Below are 23,949 nucleotides of genomic sequence, written 5' to 3' on the forward strand. Positions count from 1 at the left end.
GCGATTGCGGATTTCGATCGGAGATGGACGGCGTTCCGAATCGCAGAAATAGGCCGGTGCGGCATCAACCGATTCCGCACACGGTTGTCATGCGGATGGACGCGGCGCGTACAGTGCGGCGATATCGTCGGCGTAAGCCTGTTCGATAATCGCCCGCCGCAGTTTCAGCGACGGCGTGAGCTGACCATTGTCGACCGTGAAATCGCCGGACACGATCCGGAATTCACGGATCGACTCCGCCTGCGACACCAGGCCATTGGCATCGTCAATCGCGGTCGCGACCGCGGCCACCACCTCGGGATGGCGCACCCACACCCCTTCCGGCACCGCCGGTTCGCGGTCGTGAGCCCAGGTTCGCAGCGCCACCGGATCGAGCGTGACCAGGGCGGTGACGTACGAGCGCGCCTCGCCGAGCACGATGCAATTGCTCACCAGGGGATGCAGGCGCACCCGGTCCTCGAGCGGAGTGGGCGCGACGTTCTTGCCGCCGTTGGTGACCAGGATCTCCTTCCGACGGCCGGTGATGTACAGGTACCCGTCCACGTCGATGGCGCCGAGATCACCTGTGCGCAACATGGTTTCGGCCACCCTGGCCTCGGTCGGCCAGTAGCCGGGCGAGGTGTTCGCCCCGGCGACGAACACCTCGCCGTCGGCCGCGATGCCCACGGTGGTGCCGGGCACCGGGCGGCCCACACTGCCGTGCCGGTTGGCGCGCACCTGGTTGATGGTCACCGCGGTGGCCGACTCGGTCAGCCCGTAGGCGCCGAGGATCTGAATGCCGACCCCGGCGTAGTAGGCGTCGGTGGTGGCGTCCAGGGACGCGCCGCCGCTGATCACATAGCGGCATCGGCCGCCGAAAGCCTCACGGACACCGGCGAATTCGACGTCGTGGTGGGCGCGATGCGCGGCGGCCAGCGCCGGATCCACGGCGTCGGCCTCGAACAGCGCCCGGCCGTACTCGACGGCCACCCGGTCGGCCTCGGCGCCGATGGCGACCCGGCAGCGTTTGCGGATCTTCTCGAGCGCGTAGGGCACCAGGGCCAGGAAAGTCGGCCGGAATTCCGGCAGCGCGTCCAGCAGATCCGGGATTCCGGCCAGCAGCCGGGTCCGGGTGCCGCCGTGCAGGCAGGCCAGCAGCACGGTGCGCCCGAAGATGTGCGAAAGCGGCAGCGCCAGCAGCGTCGCGGCGTCTTCGGAGCGGAACAGTTCGGGCAGGTGCCCGACCGTGTTGCCGGAGGAGGCGAACATATTGCGGTGGGTCAGCACGCAGCCTTTGGGCATGCCCGTGGTGCCGCTGGTGTACACGATGGTCGCTATATCGTCGGCGCGCACGGCGGCGCTGCGCTCGGCGAAGGACTGCGCCGGCGCGGCCGGAGCGCCGGGGTGCACCGGCGGGTCGGTGAGCAGCCGCACCGGCATCCGCCACCGCGAGTCTCCCTGCCGGGTCAGCAGTTCGCGCTGCTCGGCGGTCTCCGTGAAGCCGTAGACCGCGCCGGAGTCGGCGAGGATATGGGCGATCTGCTGGTCGGAGGCGGTGGGATAGACCGGAACCACGATCGCGCCGATGCTCAGCGCGGCGTAGTCCAGTACCACCCACTCGTAGCTGTTGCGGCCCAGCACCGCCACCCGGTCGCCGTGCGCCACTCCGCAGCCGAGCAGGAACTCGGCGAATTCGACCACGTCGCGGTGGAATCCGGCGAAGTTGACGTCGATCCATGCGGTCCCGGTGTGGCGGCACAGCACCGCGCGGCCGGGCCGGTGGCGCGCGCCCTCGGCGACCACATGGAACAGCCCCGCCTCGTCGGGGAGGGCGTCGGCGTCGGTTTCGCCTCGGGAGATCGCCGACAGGGCATGATCGTCGACGGATGTGGACAGCATCAAGGTAACCACCTGAAGATTCGATGACGTCGAAGCTCGGTGTCCGTGGCGCCGGTCGCTACCTCGCGGCCAGGGCCCGGTCGAGCTGTTCGAGGGTTTCGGTATTGCCGAAGTGCTGAATTGCCTGCCAGCCCGCCGCTTCGGCGGCACGGCAGTTGCGCGCGCTGTCGTCGATGAGCAGGCAGCTCACGGCGGGCACGCCGAGGGTCTGCTCGGCGATGCGGAAGATGCGGGGATCGGGCTTGCGGACGCCATGTTCGTGGGATCGCACGATCACCTCGAACGCGGCGGATTCTGGAATCAGCCTGGCGCGGTGGGTTTCCCACTCGCGCACGCTGTTGGTGAGCATTGCCAGCCGGCACTCCGCATCGAGGCGGCCGCTGAGGGCGTCGTACAGTTCACCGTTGAAACTGCGTCCGCGATACCATAATTCGCTGAATCGGCCGAGATCGGCGGCCGGCGGCCAGGCCGGTGTCAGCTGTGCCGTCACCAGCCCACCCCACTCGGCCTCGCCGAGCGCTCCGAGCTCCAGGGGAGCGAGCTCGTCGCCGCCGTACTCGGCGGCGACCGCCGAGCAGGCCCGCAGCAGGATGTCGGCGGGCACCGCGCACTGTGCGGCCACCCGTTCGAGCACCTCCGCCACCGGATCGGTGAGCACGCCACCGAAGTCACACCAGATGACCAGTTCGCCGATCACGAACCAAGTCTCACCGGGCGCGCATGACTCGGCAAGGCCGATAATCCATACGCACGGTTGTTGATTCCTATTGCGCCAGACGGGATTCCAGCTTGATCGCGGAATCCAGCGGCCGCGCCGATTCGATGCATCCGAGGAACGAGCGGACGATCGGGCGGGTATCGTCGGCGCGCCAGGCGACGCACAGCTCGACCGACGGCACCGGATCGTGCAGCGCCACCGTGACCGTCTGGTTGTATCCCGCGGAGGGCGCGGCGCCGGCCCGCACCGAGGAGGCGAACCCGATCATCGGCTTCACCGATACCATGATCGCGGTGGCATTGGGATCATCGAGCTGATGCTCGACATTGAGCTTGATCCCGCTGCGCTCCGCGGCATGGTGAATGGCGTCGTACATGGCCGGGCACTGCTGGCGTTCGAAGAGAATGCAAGACTGACCGGCCAGTTCGGCGAACGAGGTGCTCGACCGCCGAGCCCAGCTGTGCCCGCGGCCCACCACGGCTACCAGTGGCACCTGTAGCAGGGGCCGGCTGTGGAATTCGGTGGCCGCGGGCCGGCCGTACACCAGTCCCACATCCAGCGCCCCCGACGACAGCGCGGCCAGCTGCGGGCCGGTACGCTGCTCGATCAGATTGACGGTGACATTGGGCAGGATGGTGTTCATCCGCGCCAGCGCGCTGGGCAGGATGCGCTGGCCGGACGCGAAGTTGTAGCCGATCCGCAGGGTCCCGGCCCGGCCGAGCGCCACCTCGCGCACCGTGGATCGGGCCTCCTCGGTCTGGCTGAGGATGGTCCGCGCGAGATCGCGCAGCACCTCGCCCGCGGGTGTGAGGTTGACCTGGTGTGAGCTCCGCTCCACCAGTTGGACTCCCACACTGCGTTCCAGCTTCTGGATCTGCTGGCTGAGTGAGGGCTGGGCCAAATGTAGTCGGGCGGCCGCGCGGCCGAAGTGCAGTTCTTCCGCGACGGCGATGAAAGACGCCAAGAGTCTGAGCTCCATGTTTACCTCCCCTTCGGGATGGAGCTCAGCGTATCCGGCCCGGGTAACCACGGGTGAACCAGACGAACTGCGAAATGAATTATGGACGATACAACCGCTGGCACACCCCCGCTGGGCTACGGGGCGATCTCGTACACCATCCCTGGGTGGGCCAGCTGCACGCGGCCCGGAAACAGTTGCGCCGCTTCGTCCAGACGGGCTTTGAGCCAGACCTCGTCACTGGTCGGCAGGTGCGTGAGCAGCAGTTCGCGCGACTCCGCTGCCGCGGCGGCCCGGGCGGCGTCGGAGGCGCTGAGATGACCGTGCGCACTGCGATCGGTCTGCTCGAGGCTGGCCTCGGACAGGAACAGGTCGACCCCGGCGGCGAGCCGTTCCAGGGCCGCCGAGACGCCGGTGTCACCGGTGTAGGCGAGCGAACCGTCCGGACCGCAGATCCGCAGTCCGCAATTGGGTTTGGCGTGCGGCAGGGCGATGAACTCGCAGCTGCTCTCGCCGATGGTGACGATGTCGTCGGGCCGGTACTCGCGAATGTCGAAGGCGGCCTCGAAGACTCGGTCCAGCAGGGGCAGCGATTCGGTGGTCAGCGCCGAGGCCAGCGTCTCCAGGGCCGGGCGCGCCCCGGCCGGAACATACAACGGTATCAACGGCATTCGATCCGGCAGGTCCGCGTACCAGGACTCGAAGCCGGGATACTTGGCCAGCGCGTAGGGGGCCAGCAGCATCTTGCCCAGCGGCAGCAGGTCGTAGCAGTGATCGATGTGCAGATGGCTGATGATCACCGCGTCCAGCCCGGCCGGATCGAGGTGGGCGGTGAGCGCGGTCGCGACGCCGGGGCCGCAGTCCAACAGCACCCGGCTGCCGCCGGTCCGCACCAGGTAGCCGGAACTGGGCTGGCCGTCCGCCGGCATTCCGGCCCGGCAGCCGAGCACAGTGAGTTGCATGATCCTTCTCCATTCCACGGGCGCGCCGAATCCAGCGCGCCCGAATTCATCAGGGGGGAACGGCCGGTTGACCCGGCCGTAAGGGATGACCGGGGCCGTTACTTGAGCCCCGAACGCACGAAGGCGTTCACGATCTGACGCTGTAGCAGCAGGTACAGCACCAGCACGGGTAGGCAGGCCAGGCTGGCCACCGCCATCATCGGGCCCCACTGCTCGCCCTCGGTACCCATGAAGCTGCGCAGCCCCAGCTGCAGCACGCTGTTCGACCGGCGCAACAGCACCGCGGGCCAGAAGTACTCGTTCCAGGCGTTGATGAACAGCACGATGGTCAGCGCGGCCAGGGCGGGCCGCAGATTCGGCACCACCACCGTCCACAGGATCGACCAGGAGGAGCGGCCGTCGATCTTGGCGGCGGCCACCAACTCCTTCGGGAACGCGGCCATGTGCTGGCGCAGCAACAGCAGCGCCAGGGCCGAGCACAGGGTCGGGAACACCACACCGACCAGCGAATCCACCAGGCCCATCCGATTCAGCAGGATGTAGTTGGGCAGCATGGTGACCTGGAACGGCACCAGCCAGGTGCCGACGAACGCCAGGTACAACAGCCGCTGCAGCGGGAAGGTATACATGGCGAAGGCGTAGGAGGCCAGCAGCGCCACCAGCAACTGGCCCGCCGTCGACAGCGCCGCCACGAGGAAGGTGTTGACCACCAGGCCGGTGATGTCCACCTTGTGCGCGGCGTCGGCGTAGTTGGCCAGCGACATCGGCCACGGCACCAGCGACAGCGAGGTGACGTCCTCGGGCCGGCGCAGCGCGGTGGCGAACAGCCAATAGATGGGGAAGATGCACACCACCGCGGTGACGATCAGCAGGGCATGGCTGCCCAGCACGCGCAGACGGTCAATCATCATGGAAGGCCACCTTTTCCGAGATCCACACCAGTGCGCCCGCGACCACGCCGAATCCGAGGAACAGCAGTACCCCCGCCGCGGCGCTGAGCCCGGCGTCGAAGCTGTGAAACGCGTAGTCCCAGAGCAGGTAGTAGATATTGGTGGTGGCCTGCGCCGGACCGCCCTGGGTCATCGAATCGATGAGCGGGAATGTGAGGGTGGGACTGAGCAGAACCGTGGTGAGCACCAAGAACAGCAGGGTGGGCGAGAGCAGCGGCAGCGTGATCCAGCGGAGGACCTGCCGGGGACCGGCTCCGTCGACCCGGGCCGCCTCGTCGTAATCATTGCTGATCCCGGCCAATCCGGCCCACACCACCAGCATGGCGAAGCCGAGCAGGTGCCACCCGGTAATGACGATGATCACCCACGGCGCGGCTTTCGCGTCGTACACCCAGTTCCGGTCGGTGCCCAGCACCCGGTCCACCGCGCCCGAACCCGGGTGCAGCAGCCAGCGCCACACCGCCGCGGCCGCGACCGGGGCCACCAGGAACGGCGCGAAGGCGAAGGCCTGGTACGCGGTCCGCGCCCGCGGCGACACCCGCCGGCCGGCGAACGCGATCAGCACCGGCAGCAGCACGGTGAAGGGCAGCAGGCCGACGATGAGGACGACGGTGCGCCAGATCGAGTCGCTGAAGGACGGAAGCTGCAGCAGTCGTTCGTAATTGGCGGCGCCGACCGAGCGCATAGGCGAGGTGGGCAGCAGATTCCACGACCGGGTGGACAGTTCGAAGGCCTGCGCCAGCGGACGATAGGTCCACAGGAACAGCAGGCTCAGCGCGGGGGCCAGGTACAGGTAGGGCACGGCGCGCCGCAGCAGGCGGCGACGCGCGGGGCGGCGCGCCGGAACCTCGTCGGGGACAGCGGTACCGCTCTCCTGCGGCGCTTCGAGGACGAACATCACGGAAGCAGTTTCGCGCCGGCTTCGCGGGCCGCGGTCAGCGTGGACTGCGGATCTTTACCCTGGAACACCACCGATTCGACGGCCTCCATCATGCCGTCGCGGATCTGCAGATAGCTGTTGCCCGGCATGGAGATCCACGGCTCCATGCGGTCGAGCTGAGCCACGTTCGGCGCCAGCAGCGGGTTGGACTTCGACCAGGCGGCCAGGCCGTTGGCGTCGTCGAGCAGGCCGGTGCGCAGCGGCAGGTAGCCGATGCCCTGGGAGATCTTGGTGTACGCGGTCTCACTGGTGAGGAAGGTGATCAACTCCCAGGCGGCGCGCTGCTTGGCCGGATCGTTGGACAGGATGTGCAGTCCGGCACCGGAATTGGTGGGAATCGTGGCCTTGCCGTCGAAGCTGGGCATGGCGGCCGAGCGCAGGTCCCATTTGCCCTTCGCACCGGTCATGAAGGTGCCCTGGATAGCGCTGGACTCCAGAATCATGCCGATCTCACCGCGGGCGAAGGCCTCGTAACCCTGCTTCTGGTCCAGCTTGGGCATGGCACCGGTGGAGACCAGCTGCTGGCCCATCTTGGCCACCTCGACCACGGGCTGATCGGCGTACACCAGCTTGGAGCGATCCTCGGAGATCACGCGCCCGCCGTTGGAACGCACCATCGACTGGAAGCACCAGTCCTTGGCGGACTTGGTGAGGCAGTCGATGTAGACGCCGCCCTTGCCGGTGCGCTCGGCGATCGTCTTGCCGGCCTCGGCGACCTGCGCCCAGGTGGCGGGCGGAGTCGCCGGGTTCAGGCCCGCCTGCTCGAAAAGCGAAGCGTTGTAATAGAGAACGGGCGTGGACAGCACGAACGGAACGCCATAGGTGTGACCGTCCCAATCGCTGAGGGTGCGCGCCTTGGGCGCGAAGGGATAGCGCGCGCCGTCGAAATTGCGCTGCACCTCCGGCTTGCCGACCAGAGTGTCCAGGGGCTTGGCGCCGAGCTGGTGAATGGTGAAATCCAGGTCGCTGAAACCGAGCTGGGCGACATCGGGGGGCGTGCCGGCCACGATCTGGCTCTGGATGCTGGAGATGGTGTCGGTGGTCGGGTTGGGGCTGTTGCCCTGCGGCTTCTGCGCGGTCACCTTGATGTTCGGGTGTTCGGCGCCGAACTGGGTGATCAGTGCGTTGAAGGTGTCGGTCCAGGCGCCCGCCAGGCCGTAGTTGTAGGACTCGAAGACGATCGAGACCTGCTGGCCGGGGGTCAGTTCGGGGATCTTCGCGGCGGTCGTGGACTCGGTCTGGCCGGTGGCGCCGAGGCCGCAGGCGGTGAGCGCGACCAGGGCGGTGGTCACCAGGCCCAGCAGGGGCACGGTGCGTTTCACGGTTCTTCTCCTCATCAGGGGGTGGCAATCAGGGGACGGGAACGACTGCGGAGGCGTCGGCGGCGAGCGGGCCGTGAGGGCTGGGCTGCTGCCAGGTCAGGCGCAGGCCGGAGGCCGGATCGAACAGGTGGATGTCGGCCGGGGCGACCGCGAAGCCGATCGCGTCGCCGACGCGGACCCCGGCCGGGCGCGGGGCCCGGGCGACCACCGGACGATTCGACGCACCCGGCACGGTATCGCCGACCTGGATGTGGATCAGCTCCTCGCTGCCCAGGTTCTCCACCATCGTCACCTGGCCGCGAATCGCGCTGATATCGCTGGTGATCCGTAGTCGCTCGGGGCGGATGCCGACGATCACGTGGGTCGAGATGGCGCTGTCGATCGCCTCGTCGGCGTCGATGCCGAGTGCGGCGTCGATGCCCTCGGCCGTGACGCGCAGCCCGTCGATGTGCGGGCGCACCTCGGCATCGAAGAGGTTCATCGGCGGGGATCCGAGGAACCCGGCGACGAAAGTGGAGCGGGGGCGGTCGTAGAGCTCTTCGGGCGTGCCGACCTGTTCGATGCGGCCGCCGTTGAGCAGGGCGATCCGGGTGGCCATGGTCATCGCCTCGACCTGGTCGTGGGTGACGTAGACGAAGGTCGCGCCCAGCCGCCGGTGGAGGGCGATCAGTTCCGCGCGGGTGGCGCTGCGCAGTTTGGCGTCCAGGTTCGACAGCGGCTCGTCCATCAGGAAGGCCCCCGGGTCGCGAACCATGGCCCGCGCCAGGGCGACTCGCTGCCGCTGGCCACCCGAGAGCGCGGCCGGGCGCCGGTCGAGCAGCTCACGCAGCCCGAGCACAGACGCGACCTCGGCGACCCGCGCGGCAATGGTGCGCTGGGGCCGGCGCCGGGAACGCAGCGGGAATCCGATGTTCTTCTCCACGGTCAGGTGCGGGTAGAGCGCATAGCTCTGGAACACCATCGCCAGATCGCGGCGCTGCGGCGGTTCATCGGAGATGTCGGTGCCGTCCAGCAGGATTCGGCCCTCGGTCGGCTCCTCCAGGCCGGCGATCAACCGCAACAGCGTCGACTTCCCACACCCGCTCGGACCGAGCAGGACCAGGAATTCCCCGTCGGCGATGTCCAGCGTCACCGCCCGCACCGCATCGGTCCCCGCGAATCGCTTGGAGATCGCATCCAGGTATAACCGCGCCACCACTGCTCCTTCAGGCCTGGCCGGCCACTGTCGGCATACAAGTCACCGGGTCAGTCTGGGACAGATCCCGGCCTCGGAGCCGTGGCGATTGTCAACGCCAATCGGACGAATCGAGTCACCGCAGCGGCCCTGCGCGACGGGCCGACCTCGGTGAGGGTTGGGGCGACGACGATCGGGTTTTCGAGATTCGACAGGGGCCGGACATGACCGAACTTCCCGTGCGAGTGGTCCGCCGCCGTGACGAGGCCGAAGGTGTCTTCTCGCTGGAGCTGACCGCCGCCGACGGCGGCCCGCTGCCGGCGTGGTCGCCGGGGGCGCACATCGACGTGCACGCCGGTTCGGCCGGAGTGCGGCAGTATTCGCTGTGCGGCGATCCGGGCGACGACCGGACCTGGAGGATCGCGGTGCTGCACGAGCCCGGCGGACGCGGCGGTTCGGATTATCTGCACCGCACCGCCCTGCCGGGCACCGAGCTGCGGGTTTCTCTGCCCCGCAACAACTTCGAACTGACACCGCGATCGTCGTACGTGTTCGTCGCGGGCGGGATCGGCATCACCCCGATCCTGCCCATGATCGCGGCCGCCGCCGCAGCGGGTGCGCGGTGGCGGTTGTTCTACGGCGCCCGCAGCCGCGCCCACATGGCCTTCGCCGACGACCTCGCCGCGCGGCATCCGGAAGTCACGCTGGTGCCGCAGGACGTCGACGGGCTGCTGCCGCTGCCCCGCATCCTCGGCGAAGCCGCGCAGGCCGAGATCTATTGCTGCGGGCCCGAACCCATGCTGGCCGCCATCGAGGCGGAGGCCGCCGCCCGCGGATCAGCGATCCGCACCGAGCGTTTCGCGGCCCGCCCCGCCGCCGCCGACGCGGTGAACCTGCCCTTCGACGTGCGCGTGGACAGCACCGGCGCCACCTATCGCGTCGAGGGCCACCGCTCGATCGCCGATGTGCTGGAGGCGGCCGGGGTCGACATCATCACCTCCTGCCGTGAGGGCACCTGCGGCAGTTGCGAAACCACCGTCCTCAGCGGCGACATCGACCACCGCGACGCGATCCTCACCGACGAGGAACGCGCATGCGGCAACACCATGATGCTCTGCGTCTCCCGTGCCCGGTCCGAGGTCCTGGTCCTGGACCTCTGACCCCCAGATCCCCCGTCACCAACCGAGAAAGAAAGAAAACCGATGAGGAAAACCGCTGCGACGACCGTGCTCGCCGCCGCATTGGCCGTCTCCGCCGCGCCCACCGCGCACGCGGAGGAGGCCGCGATCAACTACGCCGCCACCACCACCGACAAGTCGATGACCATCCGCACCGACACCGGATCGATGGTCGCCGAGGACGGCGTCTTCAAGATCAAGGACGCTGGCGGCAAGCTCATCGGCGGCACCGAATTGTCGTTCCGGGTCGACGATTACGTCTTCCCGATCGCCGCCGAGATCACCGACCGCACCGCGGTGCTGACCCCGCAGTTCGACGCCGACCATGCCAAGTACCAGCCGGTCGCGCTGCCGTATGAGAACCAGGCCCCCTGGAAGAGCGAGTACGAGCGCGAGCAGGCCGCCTGGAACCGCATGGTCACCACCATCAGCACCGGCGCCACCATCGGCACCCTGGTGGGCGGCATAGGCGGCGCGGCCATTGGCTGCCTGCTCGGCGGCGGGGGCGGCGCGGTGCTGACCGGTGCGCTCTCGGCCATGTTCGGCGCGGTGCCCGGCGCCATCGCCGGCTGCATCGCCGGGATGAGCGTCGTCGGCTTCCTGGGCACCATCGCGGGCCAGCTGCTGGTCACCGCGCCGGTCGCGATTCTGGCCGCCGGCCAGTACTTCACCACCATCAACACGCCGTTCGCGGCAGCCAAGTAGATTCCCCCGCGATAGGAAGAACGGATCGGCTCATGGCCATCACCTCGAGCGCCGCGACCGGAACACCCGAGCCGCGTAAGAAGACGATCAGCAATCCCTACATCCATCGCCTCCAGCGTCGGCACTTCCTGCTGTTCGACGTTCTTCCTATCGCCGGAACCGCCGTGGCGGTGGCGTTCCTCTGGATCCGCCCGTTCGGCCTGCTCGAATTCGCCCTGCTGTCCTCGATGTGGCTGCTCACCGGCCTCGGGATCACCGTCGGCTACCACCGGCTGTTCACCCATCGCACCTTCACCGCCGCGCCGGCGGTCGCCGTGACGCTGGCCGTGCTCGGGTCGATGGCGGGTCAGGGCGGGGTGATCTCGTGGGTGGCGCTGCACCGCCGCCACCACGAATGCAGTGACCGCGAGGGGGACCCGCACTCCCCCAACCTGTCCGGCAATGGATTCATGGGAGCGATTCGCGGGCTGGCACATTCGCACTTCCTGTGGATGCGCCGCCACGAATACCCCAATATCGTTCACTACGCCCCCGACCTGATCAAGGATCGCCGGCTGGTGCGGGTGGCGCGGCTGTACTACTGGTGGGTCGCGCTCGGGCTGCTGATCCCCACCGTGATCGGCGGGCTGGTCACCCTGAGCTGGACCGGCGCGGTCAGCGGGCTGCTGTGGGGCGGCCTGGCCCGCATCTTCATCCTCGAACACATTGTGTGGGCGATCAATTCGTTCCTGCACATGTTCGGCACCAAGCCCTACGAATCCCGGGAGAACAGCCACAACGGCGGCATCTTCGCCCTGGTGACGCTGGGCGAATCCTGGCACAACAATCACCACGCCTTTCCCGAATCGCCGTCCTTCGGGCTGGACTGGTATCGACTCGACCCCGGCTACTGGCTGATCCGCGCGCTCGCCGCGATGGGCCTGGCCTGGGATCTCAAAGTGCCTTCGCAGGCACGCATTTCCGCCAAACGTATTGCCTGAGAGGGGCTCACGATGGATACCCGTCCGACGAGCATCGCCGATATCGTCATCTGGTGCCGGGAGTACCTGGCCGGTCAGCTGGAAGTGCCGGCCGACTCGATCGACCCCACCGCCGATTTCGACCGGCTCGGCGTCGATTCGGCGCTCGCGGTCGCGCTGCTGATCGAGGTCGAGGAACGCTACGGCGTCGACATCTCGCCCGAGGACCTGTTCCGGCATCCGACCCTCGAGGCGGTCGCCGCCTACCTGCACCAGCAGATCAGCGCGGATGTGGCCTGAGCATGGCCACCCTCGATACCCGTCGGACCGTGATCGAGCGGTCCGACGCCGCAGCCGCGGCCATTCGCCACCACTACGACGTCGGCAACGACTTCTACCGGCTCTGGCTCGATTCCTCGCTCAGTTACTCCTGCGCTCTGCGGGAGACGCCGGGCGACACCCTGGAGATCGCGCAGGCCGCCAAGCTTCGCCACCACCTCGACGCGGTGGACGCCCGCCGCGCCGGTGCGGTCCTCGACATCGGGTGCGGGTGGGGAGCGATTCTGCGTGAGCTGTCGCAGGCTCGGGGCGTGGGCCGATCGGTCGGCCTGACGCTGAGCAACGAGCAGGCGGATTACGTTCGCGCGCAGGAGTATCCCGGTGTCGAGGTCCGCGTCGAGGACTGGCTGAACTACCGGCCGGAGCAGACCTTCGACGGCATCATCAGCATCGGCGCGTTCGAGCACTTCGCGCGGCCCGACGACCCGGCCGAACAGAAGATCCGGGTGTACCGCGAGTTCTTCACCCGCTGCCGGCAGTGGTTGGACCCGGCGGGCACGCTCTCACTGCAGACCATCGCCTACGCGAACATGACCGCCGCCCAGGCCGATCCGTTCATGCAGCAGGACATCTTCCCCGACGCCGAGCTGCCCACGCTGGCCGAGATCGCGGCGGCCACGGAAGGCCTGTTCGAGATCACCGCGGTCACCACCGGCCGCCGCGACTACGCGTGGACCTGCACCGAATGGGCGCGGCGACTGCGCGCCCGGCGGGCGGAGGCCACCGAGCTGGCCGGACCCGAGGTCGTGGCCCGCTATTTGCGGTATCTCACGCTGTCGGCCATGGGGTTCCGGATGGGGAAGCTCACTCTGCTGCGGCTGGTGATGCGGCCGTATCCGGACGGATTCTTCGCCACCGGGCAGGAATCCGCATGACCGCGCAGGCCGCGGGCGCCCGCACCCGGTTCAATCCGTTCGGCGTCGAGTTCCGACGCGACCCCTACCCGATGTACCGGGCGTTGCGGGAGCAGCGGCCGGTGCACAAGACGCTCGGCATGTGGGTGCTGACCCGGCACGAGGATGTGCGGGCGGTGCTCACCGACCGCAGCTTCAGCGCCGGGTTGATCCCGCAGCTGGTGTCCGAGCAGGCACAGCGGCTCGGGCAGACCGACATGGATCGCGTTGCCCGGCTGGGCCGAAAGTCACTGGTGTTCACGGACAATCCCGAGCACGCCCGGCTGCGTGGACTGGTGAATCGGGTCTTCACCGCGGCGGCGGTCGAGGAACTGCGGCCGGTGGCCGCCGAGTTCACCGCGCGGCGACTGTGCCGGGCCGTGGCCGGCGGCGAGCTGGATGTGGTCACCGATCTCGCCGCTCCCCTGCCGGTCACGGTGCTGTGCGAATGGATGGCGTTGCCCGCGGCCCTGCGCGAACGGGTTGGGCCCTGGACCCACGACATTCGATTCCTGTTGGAGCCGGGCCTGATGCAGGAGTCCGACTTCATCCGGGTGCGCGAGGTCGTGGAGGAGTTCGCGGACGCGCTCGGCGAGGTGCTGGCCGCGCGACGGCGGGAACCCGGCGATGACCTGATCAGCCGGCTGCTCGCCACCCGCACCACCGGCGGAGACGCACTCAGCGAAGAGGAACTGATCTTCGTCTGCATCATGTCCTTCGTCGCGGGCAACGAGACCACCAAATCCCTGATCGGCAACGGCACACTGGCGCTCATCCGGCATCCGGGGCAGGCACGCATGCTGCGAGATGGCACCGCGACGGTGAAATCGGCGGTGACGGAAGCGCTTCGCTACGACAGCCCGCTGCAGCTCACCAAGCGGCTGGCCACCCGCGATATCGAGATCGGCGGTGAGGTCATCCGCGCGGGCGACCAGGTGATGGTGTGCCTGGGTGCGGCGAATCGGGATCCCGAGGTCTTCGACCGGCCCGACGAATTCGATCTGGTCCGGGGCGGCCTCGGTCATCTCGCATTCGGCCACGGGTTGCACGGCTGCCTCGGCGGGCAGCTCGCCGAACTGTTGGCGGAGGTGGCCTTCACCGGTCTGCGCGAGCTCGACCTGATCCCGCTCTCCGATGAATTCACTTGGCAAGAACACAGTTTCATCGTGCGCGGACTCGCACATCTACCCGTGGCGGTCCGTGACACACAGGGCGCACGGTAGGGAACCGACATGCCGCAACCGATACTGCTTCCGGAGATCCTGCGGCGACGAGCCGCCGCGGAACCGGACCGGACCGCCTATATCTTCCTCGACGACCGCGGCGCGGAGTCCGCGGTGATCACCTACGGCGAGCTCCACGCCAGCGCGCTGGCGGTGGCCGCCGAGCTCGCCGAACGCTGTGTGCCGGGTGATCGCGCACTGCTGGTCTTTCCACAGTGCCCGGAGTTCATCGTCGCCTACTTCGGCTGCCTGTACGCGGGGGTGCTCGCGGTGCCGTTGAATCCGCCGCGCCGCGATCGGATTCAGGACGCCACGCTGTCCATCGTGCGGGACTGCACCCCGGCCGCGGTGCTGACCATGGACCTGTTCCTGGAGCCGCTGCGGGCCGCCCTGGACCCGTTGTGTCCCGGCGCGCACTGGCTCGCGGCCGACCGGAGATCCACGGCGGCAACCGGATTCGAGCCGATCCCCCGCACCGGCGCCGATGTGGCCTTTCTGCAATACACCTCGGGCTCCACCGCGGCCCCCAAGGGCGTCATGGTCACCCACGGAAACCTCATCGCGAACGAGGAGATGATCCGGCGGGGCTTCGGCCACGACCGCGACTGCACCGTGGTCGGCTGGGCGCCCTTCTTCCACGATCAGGGTCTGATCGGCAATGTGCTGCAACCGCTCTACATCGGCACGACCAGCGTCCTCATGTCGCCGTCGGCGTTCATCCGCCGCCCGCTGCTGTGGCTGTCGGTCATCTCCCGCTACGGGGCACACACCAGTGGCGGCCCCAACTTCGCGTTCGACGCCTGCGTCGCCCGCGCCGCCGGCGCGGCCGAACTCGGCCTGGATCTGAGCAGCTGGAAGGTCGCCTTCAACGGTGCCGAACCGCTGCGGGCCGACACGCTGCACCGCTTCGAGAAGGCGTTCGCCCCTTACGGTTTCAGCACCGGTGCGTGGTATCCGTGCTACGGGCTCGCCGAGGCGACGCTGCTGGTCACGGGCAGTGTCCCCGGCAGCGGACCGCGCTTCCTCGAAGCGGACGCGACGGCCCTCGAGGAACGCCGGTACATCCCGCCAACCGGTGGGCGGGTCAAGACGCTGGTGGGTTCCGGCCGCATCCTGGCCGACGAAGACGTCCGAATCATCGACCCGGACACCGGCGTATCCTGCGCGCCCGACCGCATCGGCGAGATCCGGGTCTCGGGTGGCCATGTCGCGGCAGGCTATTGGTGCAATCCCGAGGCCACCGCGCAGACCTTCGGCGGCGGCGACCGGTTCCTGCGCACCGGAGACCTCGGCCTGCTGGTGGACGGCGAACTCTACGTGGTGGGCCGCTCCAAGGACGTTATCATCATTCGTGGGCGCAACTACTACCCTCAGGACCTCGAGCAGGCCGCCCAAGCCGCTCACCCGATCCTGCGATCGGGTGTGTGTGCCGCGTTCTCGGTTCCCGGCCGCGACGGCGAACAACTGGTGATCGTCCACGAGATCCGCCGCGCCGAAGCCGCCGATCCGGCGGCTCTGATCGCCGCGATCAGAGCCGCCGTCCTCGCCGAACACGGCATATCCCCCAGCGCGGTCATCCTCACCGCGCCCGACCAGGTCCAGCGCACCAGCAGCGGCAAGATCAGACGGTCCGCCGCACGAACCCGCTACCTCGCAGACGAATTCACGCCGTGGTCACCCCCGTCCGCGGTACTCACCGAATCCCACAGGAGCTGACGATGCAGAACTGGGAAACACCGAACCCCGACTACGCGACCCTCGTGCCCGCCGTGGTCCTGAGCATGCCCGCCGCCAAACACCTGGGTTTCGGATTCGACCGCGTGGCCCCCGGCGAAGCCGACATCCGCCAGCCCCACCGCCCCGTACTCACCCAGCACAACGGCTACTTCCAGGGCGGCGTCCTGGGCTCTCTCGCCGACTTCGCGGCAGGCTCGGCCGCGGGCACCCTGCTCCAGCCCGGCTGGATCAACATGACCATCGACTACACCGTCAAGATCCTCGCACCCGCCAAGGGCACCCACCTCATCGCCAAGGGGCGAGTCCTCAAACCCGGCGCACTCATCACCACTGCCGCCGCCGACCTCTTCGCCGTCGAGAACGACACCGAAACCCACTGCGCCACGGCCCTGGTCACCATGCGAAACGTGAAAGCGGGGTAGGACACCGAGGTCAACGCACCCGTGCTCAGACGCCTGTTACGCGATCATGGCGAGCCCAGCGGGCGTAGTGACGGCCATGGCGGTGCGAATCCGCGCCGTACAATGGCGCGGCTCAGTGATCGGTCAACACGACGCTGGATGCAGTGGCGACCCGTTCGAGCGCCTCGAGGTCCTTCTCGATGACGCCGTACAGCAGATAAGCGAGCACGAAACCGATGATGCCGCCGACGCACAGGATCCGCACCGCCCAGATGATGGACTCGATATCCACGCCGGGCAGGAACGTGACCCCGGTGACGCCGACCAGCGGCACCGCGGCCGCCACGGTCAGATAGAAGCCGGTGCGCCCGGCGAGCCGGTGCAGGTGGTCGATATCGGCGGCGTCGGACCGCCCGTGTTCCAGGAACACCGGGTACAGGCACCGCACCACGTACCAGGTCAGCCCGAAGTACGGATACGACACGGCCATCGCGCCGCACACCACGACCGAGAGCAGGAAGTGCACGTAGGTGGTGTACGGCACGCCCCCGGCGATCAGGTTCAGCAGGACCGGGAACACGATCCCGCCGAGCACCCAGAACACGAAGGCGATCCACACCACCCGGGGGCCGAGCCGGAGCGCGTCGATGCGTGCACGGGTGAGCGTCTCATCGGTGAAGTCCCAGCCGATGCGCAGGCCGACGAGGACCAGCACGAGGCGGCGCGCGGCGAAGAGGATCAGCACCGCCGCGACCACGATGGCAAACGGATACAGCACCAGCGCAACGTCTTCGAAGGTGTGCCGGGCCTGCGGCGTGAGCTTACCGACGATCAGTGTCCTGCTGTAGTAGAAGTTGTATGCGACCGCGATCAGGTTCGGAATCGCGATCGCCAGGGCGAGAATCGGGATCGCCCACAGGGGTGCGGTCGGCAGCCACCGACGCTGCGGCGCGTCCACCAGCTCCCGGGCCCGGGGGTCGAGGCACAGTTCGAATTGCTGGGCCAGCTCCGCGCCATTGGCCCAGCGGTCCTCCCGTTTCGGCGCCAGGCAGGTCAACAGCACGCGGCGCAGCGAGGGCGGAGTGTCCGCGGGGAGGTCGTCCAGGAATTCCTGTGCGATCGGACGGCGGCGCACCTCGAGCAGTTGCTCGACCGCGGCCTGCGAATCCTTCGCCTCGAGCTTGGGAAACGGCCGCCGCCCGGTCAGCAGCTCCCACAGCACGACGCCGAGCGAATAGATGTCGCTGCGTGTGTCCAGGTCCACGACGGTGCCGTGCAGTGCCGGGCGACTGGCCGCCAGGTGCTCGGGCGACATGTAGGCCAGCGATCCACCGAAGTAGGCGACCGGACTGCCGCCGGCGACGTGGTCGCCGGCGCTGATATTGAAGTCGGTCAGTTTCGGGACGCCGTCGGCGGTGAGCAGCACGTTCGCCGGCTTGATGTCGCGGTGCAGGACGCCGCGCTCCTCGGCGTAGTCCAGGGCCTCGGCGAGCCTGCGACCGAGCCAGGCGATCGTCTCGGGCCACGACAGCGCGGCGATCTCGTCGCGCACCCGGGCGCCCGAGGTTCGCAGCTCACCCTTCTGTTCCAGCGCCGAGTCGGCGGCGTCGAGCAGCAGTTGTCCGCCGCGTTGTTCCGGCGGGGTCTCGCGCACGCGGTTCAGGACCGCGGACAGTGTTCCGCCGGGCAGATACTGCATGTACATGAGTTTCAACGCCCGGTCCGGCAGTACCCGCTGGTCGTATACGCGCACGATGTAGTCGTGGTCCAGCTGGGCCAGTGTCTGCGGTTCGGTGCCGTGGTCGGTGGAGACCTTCACCGCGACCAGCCGCTGCATCGAGAGTTGCCGTGCCAGAAAGACTCTCGCGAAGGCGCCGCGGCCCAGTTCCAGCAGCAGGTCGAAGTCGTCGATGCGGTCGCCGGGTTCGAGTTCCTCACTCGCGACCGGCGGGCCGGTCCGATCCACGAGGGTGCTCTCGTAGGGATCGTTCGGCCGCAGGATGGCGTCGATCTGCTCCGCGTATTCGGGATAATCCCGAGCGTATTCGGCGACATCGATCCGGACGCCCGCGCGGCGCAGAATATGGAACTCCTCATAGAGCAATTGCCGCGGCATCGGGCCGGACGCCAGTTCCGGAAACCGGGCGCGGTATTCGGCGAGCCGCTTCGGGTGCTCGTAGCGTAGCCATCGGTATTTCAGATCCACTTTGATCAGTGCGATCAGGGAGGCCCGGCGGACGGTGTCGCCGGTCAGCGCGAATTTCGCCAGATCGGGGGGCAGGCCACCGGATTCCCATGCGGCCGTGAACTCCTCGACCGCGTCGACGAGCCGCAGCAGGGTATTCGCGGCACGATCGGCCAGCGGATCGAATACCGCGGTTGCGTTCGTGTTCGGCTCGCTCATGGCGGTCACTCCGGGGTGAAACTCCGAGGCGGCTTACCCAGACCACGGTATCCGGAATTCCGGACATCCACGAGATCAGGAATGCCTTCGGCCCTGTCGCCCGAGGCTATCGCCCGTTGCGGCATCCGGGTCGCACCGGGCGACATCTTCGCCACCGCCCCGCACGGTCCGCGCTTCGCGATCGGATCGCCCACCGGCAGATCTCCCGTCGGCGGGCAACGCGAGGACATCGCGCTGCCCCTGTTCACGATGTACTCACGGCGGGTAGCCGGGTGGTGAACCAATCGCGCGCAAGCTCCGCCGCCTTGCGCAGAGTGCCCGGTTCCTCGAACAGATGCGTCGCACCGGGTACCTCGACGAGTGCGGTCTCACACGACATCGCCTTCGCCGCTTGGCGATTCAGGTCCAGCACCAGGTAGTCGCGGCCGCCGACGATCAGTAGGGTCGGCGCCCGAACCCCGGCCAGCGCGGCGCCCGCCAGATCCGGTCGCCCGCCCCGGGACACCACCGCAGCCACGTGTACCCGCGGGTCCGCCGCGGCGGACAACGCCGCCGCGGCTCCGGTACTGGCTCCGAAGTACCCGATCGGCAGACCTCGGGCGTGCTCCTGCCCGGTCAGCCACACGGTGACCTCGACCAGTCGCCGCGCGAGCAGGCCGATATCGAATACGTTGGCGCGGTCGGCTTCCTCGGCGGTGGTGAGCAAGTCGAACAACAGGGTCCCCAAGCCGGCCCGCTGCAGCACCTCGGCGACGTATCGATTGCGGGGACTGTGGCGACTGCTGCCGCTGCCGTGTGCGAACACCACCACGCCCACCGGATTCTCCGGGATGGTGAGATGCCCTGCCAGTTCGACCTTCCCGGCCCGCACGCGCACCTCATCGTCACGCAACGGCGGATCCGCGGCCGCGACCGGTGGTGGCTGCGGCGGCGGTGCCGCGGCGTGGCCGAGCAGCTCGACGACCTCGTCGTCGGTGGTCTGCCCGAAGCGGTGATACCACTGGCCGACCGCGTAGAAGAACCGCGGCTGTTCGAGGCAGATCACCTCGTCGGCGTCGCGGGCCAGCTGGTGCAGCGCTTCCCGGGACGCCACCGGCACCGCCAGCACCACCCGCGCCGCGCCCTGTGCCCTGGCGACCTGGCAGGCCGCGCGCGCGGTGGCGCCGGTCGCGACCCCGTCGTCGACGATCACCGCGGTGCGGCCGCGCAAGGGAATCCGCGAGCGCCCGGCACGGAAACGGACGGCTCGGCGGTCCAGTTCCGCTCGTTCGCGCTGCTCCACCTGCGCCATCTCCGCGCCGGACAACTTCGCCCGCACCACCACTGTGGGGTTGGTGACCCGGACTCCGTCCTCGCCGAGAGCGCCGAAGGCGAGCTCCGGCTGATAGGGCACACCCAGTTTGCGCACCACGAGCACATCCAACGGTGCGTTCAGCTGCCGGGCCACCTCGAACGCGACCGGCACCCCGCCGCGGGGCAGCCCCAGCACGACGACATCGTCGCCGCGCAGCGTCGCCAGCTGTCGAGCGAGACGTCGCCCCGCGTCGGCACGATCCTCGAAGATCATCGCAACCTCCTCGCACACAGTTGTCTGTCAGCGTCTGCTTCCCAGCGTCGCAGCACCGGCCGCGTGACGGCACGTCCGGTTGTCGCCGGTCCGTGGGTCCTTGGGCCCTTCGCCGAGGCCTCCCTCGGCACTCCGTCGCGGCTCGTGCGCCAGGAACACGGTCGGGACTTCGGCCGCGGCGGTCAGGGAATTTCGTCCCTGCCGGTCTCGCGTGCGGCGAGGTGTACTGGGGGATACGGCCCAAGCCATCGGCGAGGGCGCGGACCGAGAGGACTGATGAGGTGACGCAGCCGACGTGCACCACGGATACCAACGATCTCGGACTGCCCGCGGCCGCGCTCACCGTTGTCACCGAACGGTATCTGCGCCGCGACGCCGACGGTCACGTCTGCGAATCGCCCGGACAGATGATGGATCGCGTGGCCGGATCCGTCGCCCGGGCGGAGGACGGGTACCGTCCGGGTGACGCCGACTCGTGGACGGAACAGTTCTCCGCGGTATTGCGTGCGCGCGAATTCCTGCCCAACTCACCGACATTGATGAACGCCGGCACTCCCACGGGCGTGCTGTCGGGTTGCTTCGTGCTGCCCCTGGCGGACCGCCTGGACTCCATCTTCACCACACTGCGCACCACGGCGCTGCTGCACCAGGCCGGCGCCGGCACCGGATTCTCGTTCTCCCACCTGCGTCCCCGCGATGATCTCGTGCGCTCCACCGGAGCACGCGCCAGCGGACCGGTCTCCTTCGTCGGACTGTTCGACTCCGCGGCGCAGGTGATCCGGCTCGGCGGGCGACGACGAGGAGCGAACATGGCCGTTCTCGACGTCCATCACCCAGACATCCGGGAATTCATCCGCGCCAAGGACGACCTCGGTGCCCTGCCCACCTTCAATCTGTCGGTCGGGGTCACCGACGAGTTCATGTCGGCAGCCGCCGCGGACCGACCACATTCGCTCACCGATCCGCGCACCGGCCGCGTCTTACGCATGGTCTCGGCCCGCGCCCTGCTGGAAGCCATCGCCGAACAGGCATGGCGGAACGGCGAACCGGGGCTGCTGTTCCTCGACGCGATCAACCGTGCCAACCCCGTGCCCGGTTTGGGACCGCTGGAGGCCACCAACCCGTGCGGCGAGGTCCCGCTCGCGGCGTACGAATCCTGCAATCTCGGATCCATCGCACTGCCACGCTTCCTCACCGGCGAGCACCTCGACGAACGGCGCCTCGCCCAGGTCGTGCGCTGCGCGGTCCGGTTCCTCGACGACGTCATCGACGTAGCGACCTACCCCGCGCCGGAACTCGCCAGGGCGGCCCGGGCCACCCGCAAGATCGGACTCGGCATCATGGGACTCGCCGAAACTCTGGCGGCCCTGGGAATTCCGTACGACAGCGAGGCCGCGGTGCACTATGCCCATCGGCTCATGTCGCTCATTTCGTTGTGGGCACACGCGGCGTCACGCGAACTCGCCGCCGAACGCGGCGCCTTCCCGCTGTTCGCGCGGAGCAGCTGGGCCATGAGGCCCGGAGCGCCCATGCGCAACGCGCAGGTCACCTCGATCGCGCCGACCGGGACCATCGCACTGATCGCGGACACGTCCTCGGGCATCGAGCCCTTCTTCGCCCTGGCCTACACCCGGCACGTGCTCGGGCGTGACTTCGCCCGAGTCGAGCCGCTGTTCGAACGCCTCGCCACCGAACACGGCGTGTGGTCTCCGCGGATCGCCGCCGAGATCGCCGGCACCGGCACCGCCGACCACCCCGACATCCCCGCGGACTTGCGCCGCCGCTTCGTGACCGCCCACGAAATCGACCCCTACTGGCATGTGCGGATGCAAGCCGCCGTGCAGCGGCACACCGACGCGGCGGTCGCCAAGACGGTCAATCTGCCCGAATCCGCCGATATCGACGAGGTGCGCGACGTATTCGGCCACGCCTGGCGTGCCGGGTGCAAAGGCGTCACGGTCTACCGCTCGGGCAGCAGGCCCGATCAGGTCCTTCGGCACAACACACCCGACCGGAAGGTCCACGTGCACGGCGGCTACACCGGCGGCATGCCGGTACCCGGCCGGGCGCCGTGAATCCGACGCTGTCCAGAGCGGTCGTTCGACGCGATCGTTCAGCGCGCTCGCCCGCGGGCATGAGCCAGCAGGACCGCGATCTCGGTCCCGATGCCCGACGCGATCTCATCGATGTCGGGGGTGGTGTCGTAGTCGCCGGTGATGCCGAAGTTCAGCTGCTCGGCGTAGCTGAGGATCGCGACAGTGGTCCGCACCCGCATGGCGACCGGGATGGCGGGCCAGATCTCGAGGACCTTCCGGCCGCCCAGCGTCAACCAGTGGCGGGGCCCCGGAATATTCGTGGCCAGCGCGCCGACCGAGCGCTGCGGGACGCGCAGGGCCGTGCGGAACACCCAGGCCGAGACCACGAACGGCAACCAATCGGCGAGTGCGAGCAGTGATTTCTCCGCCTCGGCCTCTCCGCGATTCCGGTGCCGCGCGATACGGTCATGAGCCGCGGCGAGACGTTCGACCGGGTGTTCCACCTCGATCGGCAATTGTACGATCATCGCCGAAACACGATTGTCCGGAATGTATTTCGCATCGGCGGTGCGGGTCGATACCGGCACCAGAATGCGCAGCTTCCCGGGCGCGGGCGTCTCTCCCCGGGCCTCCAGCAGCCGACGATAGGCGGCGGCGATGGCGGCGACCACGACATCATTGACCGTCACCCCGAAATCCGCGGCGATCTCACGTACCTCCGGCAGACGTGCCCGCGTCACGGCGTAACGGCGCTGACGCCCGATCGGACCGTTCAGCGACGAGCTCGGCGCGGGCGCGACGGCCTCGTACGCCACCGGCACCAGTGTGCGCACCGCGCCGATGACCAATCGGGGCACGGTGTAGGGCAGCCGGAGGGCGCGGGCCAGCGCGGTGAATCCCCCTGTGCGGACCCCCGTTTCCGGCCGGGCCCGCGATGTCCCCGCATCCGCGTCACAGAAGCTCTCGAACAGAGTGATCCCCGAGATGCCGTCGACCATGCTGTGATGAGCCCGCACGATCATCGCCCAGCGTCCGCCGTTGAGGTTCTCGACCACGACCACTTCCCACAGCGGGTGGTCTCGATCGAATCGCTCGGCGATTTCCGCGGCGACCAGCTCGCGCAACGCGTGCTCGTCACCGGGTTCGGGCAGAGCCATCCAGCGAATGTGGTGCGCCAGATCGAAACCGGGGTCGTCCTCCCAGACCGGCGCGGTCAGATCCCACGCGGCCCGGCGCATCCGCTGGCGCAGCCGCCCGTGTAGTTCCAGACCACGGTCGAGGCCCGCGCGGAAGGCTTCCCGCCCCGGCGGCGAACCCTCGATGATCGCCACCGCGCCGATGCCCAGACTGATGTGCCGGTCGGTGTCTTCCATTTCCATGAATCCCGTGTCCAACGGGCTCAATTCGGTCATGACAAGCGCCTGATTCCGGCAGTCGCCGCGGCCTATACCACGGCTGAGGAAACTGCCGCTGTAAAGGAGAACTCTCCCGGACAATGACCCGTGCGCGGCAGATGCCAAGGTAACCGCACACGGTGACCTTCGCACCCTCACAAGCCACCACCACACCGTGGCCTGAAAGCCGTGCCGGGTGGCGCGTCACCGA

20 protein-coding genes are annotated in these 23,949 nt (G+C 68.5%); 9 read left to right on the forward strand and 11 right to left on the reverse strand.

Annotated features, from left to right (window positions below; genetic code table 11):
• Positions 1 to 87: 87 nt before the first annotated feature.
• The 8 genes from ACFV4K_RS07785 to ACFV4K_RS07820 form a co-directional block, all read right to left on the reverse strand.
• A complete protein-coding gene (locus tag ACFV4K_RS07785) occupies positions 88 to 1,878 on the reverse strand; it encodes an AMP-dependent synthetase/ligase (RefSeq protein WP_379272952.1) in 1,791 nt (596 codons plus the stop codon).
• Between the two features lie 58 nt (positions 1,879 to 1,936).
• Positions 1,937 to 2,575: an HAD-IA family hydrolase gene (locus tag ACFV4K_RS07790; RefSeq protein WP_379272953.1), complete on the reverse strand. Its 639-nt coding sequence runs from the start codon at positions 2,573 to 2,575 to the stop codon at positions 1,937 to 1,939.
• A 67-nt stretch (positions 2,576 to 2,642) separates the two neighbouring features.
• Positions 2,643 to 3,575: a LysR family transcriptional regulator gene (locus tag ACFV4K_RS07795; RefSeq protein ID WP_379272954.1), complete on the reverse strand. Its 933-nt coding sequence runs from the start codon at positions 3,573 to 3,575 to the stop codon at positions 2,643 to 2,645.
• Between the two features lie 116 nt (positions 3,576 to 3,691).
• Complete coding sequence (locus ACFV4K_RS07800) at positions 3,692 to 4,516, reverse strand: MBL fold metallo-hydrolase (protein ID WP_379272955.1); 825 nt, start codon at positions 4,514 to 4,516, stop codon at positions 3,692 to 3,694.
• A gap of 98 nt (positions 4,517 to 4,614) precedes the next feature.
• Complete coding sequence (locus tag ACFV4K_RS07805; protein ID WP_379272956.1) at positions 4,615 to 5,427, reverse strand: carbohydrate ABC transporter permease; 813 nt, start codon at positions 5,425 to 5,427, stop codon at positions 4,615 to 4,617.
• The gene (locus ACFV4K_RS07810) at positions 5,417 to 6,364 is read right to left on the reverse strand and encodes a carbohydrate ABC transporter permease (RefSeq protein ID WP_379272996.1); all 948 of its coding nucleotides are present in this window, start codon (positions 6,362 to 6,364) and stop codon (positions 5,417 to 5,419) included. Before ACFV4K_RS07810 ends, ACFV4K_RS07805 begins: the two co-directional genes overlap by 11 nt.
• Complete coding sequence (locus ACFV4K_RS07815) at positions 6,364 to 7,728, reverse strand: ABC transporter substrate-binding protein (protein WP_379272958.1); 1,365 nt, start codon at positions 7,726 to 7,728, stop codon at positions 6,364 to 6,366. The genes ACFV4K_RS07810 and ACFV4K_RS07815 overlap by 1 nt, the downstream gene beginning before the upstream one ends.
• Before the next feature lie 28 nt (positions 7,729 to 7,756).
• Positions 7,757 to 8,923: an ABC transporter ATP-binding protein gene (locus ACFV4K_RS07820; RefSeq protein ID WP_379272959.1), complete on the reverse strand. Its 1,167-nt coding sequence runs from the start codon at positions 8,921 to 8,923 to the stop codon at positions 7,757 to 7,759.
• 203 nt (positions 8,924 to 9,126) lie between these two features.
• Here ACFV4K_RS07820 and ACFV4K_RS07825 point away from each other — a divergent pair, with 203 nt between their 5' ends.
• Genes ACFV4K_RS07825 through ACFV4K_RS07860 form a run of 8 tightly spaced genes read left to right on the forward strand, consistent with a single transcriptional unit; the run spans position 9,127 to position 16,358 of the window.
• Positions 9,127 to 10,062 (forward strand): PDR/VanB family oxidoreductase, encoded by a 936-nt coding sequence (locus tag ACFV4K_RS07825; protein WP_379272961.1) that lies wholly within the window; start codon positions 9,127 to 9,129, stop codon positions 10,060 to 10,062.
• A gap of 42 nt (positions 10,063 to 10,104) precedes the next feature.
• A complete protein-coding gene (locus ACFV4K_RS07830; protein ID WP_379272962.1) occupies positions 10,105 to 10,785 on the forward strand; it encodes a hypothetical protein in 681 nt (226 codons plus the stop codon).
• Between the two features lie 32 nt (positions 10,786 to 10,817).
• Entirely contained in the window at positions 10,818 to 11,765 is a 948-nt protein-coding gene (locus ACFV4K_RS07835; RefSeq protein WP_379272963.1) for an acyl-CoA desaturase, read from the forward strand.
• A 12-nt stretch (positions 11,766 to 11,777) separates the two neighbouring features.
• A complete protein-coding gene (locus ACFV4K_RS07840; RefSeq protein WP_379272965.1) occupies positions 11,778 to 12,044 on the forward strand; it encodes an acyl carrier protein in 267 nt (88 codons plus the stop codon).
• 2 nt (positions 12,045 to 12,046) lie between these two features.
• A complete protein-coding gene (locus ACFV4K_RS07845) occupies positions 12,047 to 12,958 on the forward strand; it encodes a class I SAM-dependent methyltransferase (protein WP_379272966.1) in 912 nt (303 codons plus the stop codon).
• A complete protein-coding gene (locus ACFV4K_RS07850; protein ID WP_379272968.1) occupies positions 12,955 to 14,199 on the forward strand; it encodes a cytochrome P450 in 1,245 nt (414 codons plus the stop codon). Before ACFV4K_RS07845 ends, ACFV4K_RS07850 begins: the two co-directional genes overlap by 4 nt.
• Before the next feature lie 9 nt (positions 14,200 to 14,208).
• Complete coding sequence (locus ACFV4K_RS07855) at positions 14,209 to 15,915, forward strand: fatty acyl-AMP ligase (RefSeq protein WP_379272969.1); 1,707 nt, start codon at positions 14,209 to 14,211, stop codon at positions 15,913 to 15,915.
• Between the two features lie 2 nt (positions 15,916 to 15,917).
• Positions 15,918 to 16,358 (forward strand): PaaI family thioesterase, encoded by a 441-nt coding sequence (locus ACFV4K_RS07860; protein ID WP_379272970.1) that lies wholly within the window; start codon positions 15,918 to 15,920, stop codon positions 16,356 to 16,358.
• A 112-nt stretch (positions 16,359 to 16,470) separates the two neighbouring features.
• On the opposite strand, the gene ACFV4K_RS07865 is transcribed toward ACFV4K_RS07860, so the two are convergent.
• Together ACFV4K_RS07865 and ACFV4K_RS07870 are read right to left on the reverse strand one after the other, a co-directional pair.
• Entirely contained in the window at positions 16,471 to 18,741 is a 2,271-nt protein-coding gene (locus ACFV4K_RS07865) for a serine/threonine-protein kinase (RefSeq protein ID WP_379272972.1), read from the reverse strand.
• 244 nt (positions 18,742 to 18,985) lie between these two features.
• Positions 18,986 to 20,308 (reverse strand): phosphoribosyltransferase family protein, encoded by a 1,323-nt coding sequence (locus tag ACFV4K_RS07870; protein ID WP_379272973.1) that lies wholly within the window; start codon positions 20,306 to 20,308, stop codon positions 18,986 to 18,988.
• 281 nt (positions 20,309 to 20,589) lie between these two features.
• Here ACFV4K_RS07870 and ACFV4K_RS07875 point away from each other — a divergent pair, with 281 nt between their 5' ends.
• Complete coding sequence (locus tag ACFV4K_RS07875; protein WP_379272975.1) at positions 20,590 to 22,383, forward strand: adenosylcobalamin-dependent ribonucleoside-diphosphate reductase; 1,794 nt, start codon at positions 20,590 to 20,592, stop codon at positions 22,381 to 22,383.
• 38 nt (positions 22,384 to 22,421) lie between these two features.
• Here ACFV4K_RS07875 and ACFV4K_RS07880 read toward each other — a convergent pair whose 3' ends face one another.
• On the reverse strand, positions 22,422 to 23,756 hold the full coding sequence (locus ACFV4K_RS07880) for a wax ester/triacylglycerol synthase family O-acyltransferase (protein WP_379272977.1): 1,335 nt from the start codon (positions 23,754 to 23,756) through the stop codon (positions 22,422 to 22,424).
• Positions 23,757 to 23,949: the final 193 nt, after the last annotated feature.

Source organism: Nocardia sp. NPDC059764 (assembly GCF_042732555.1).
GTDB lineage: Bacteria > Actinomycetota > Actinomycetes > Mycobacteriales > Mycobacteriaceae > Nocardia.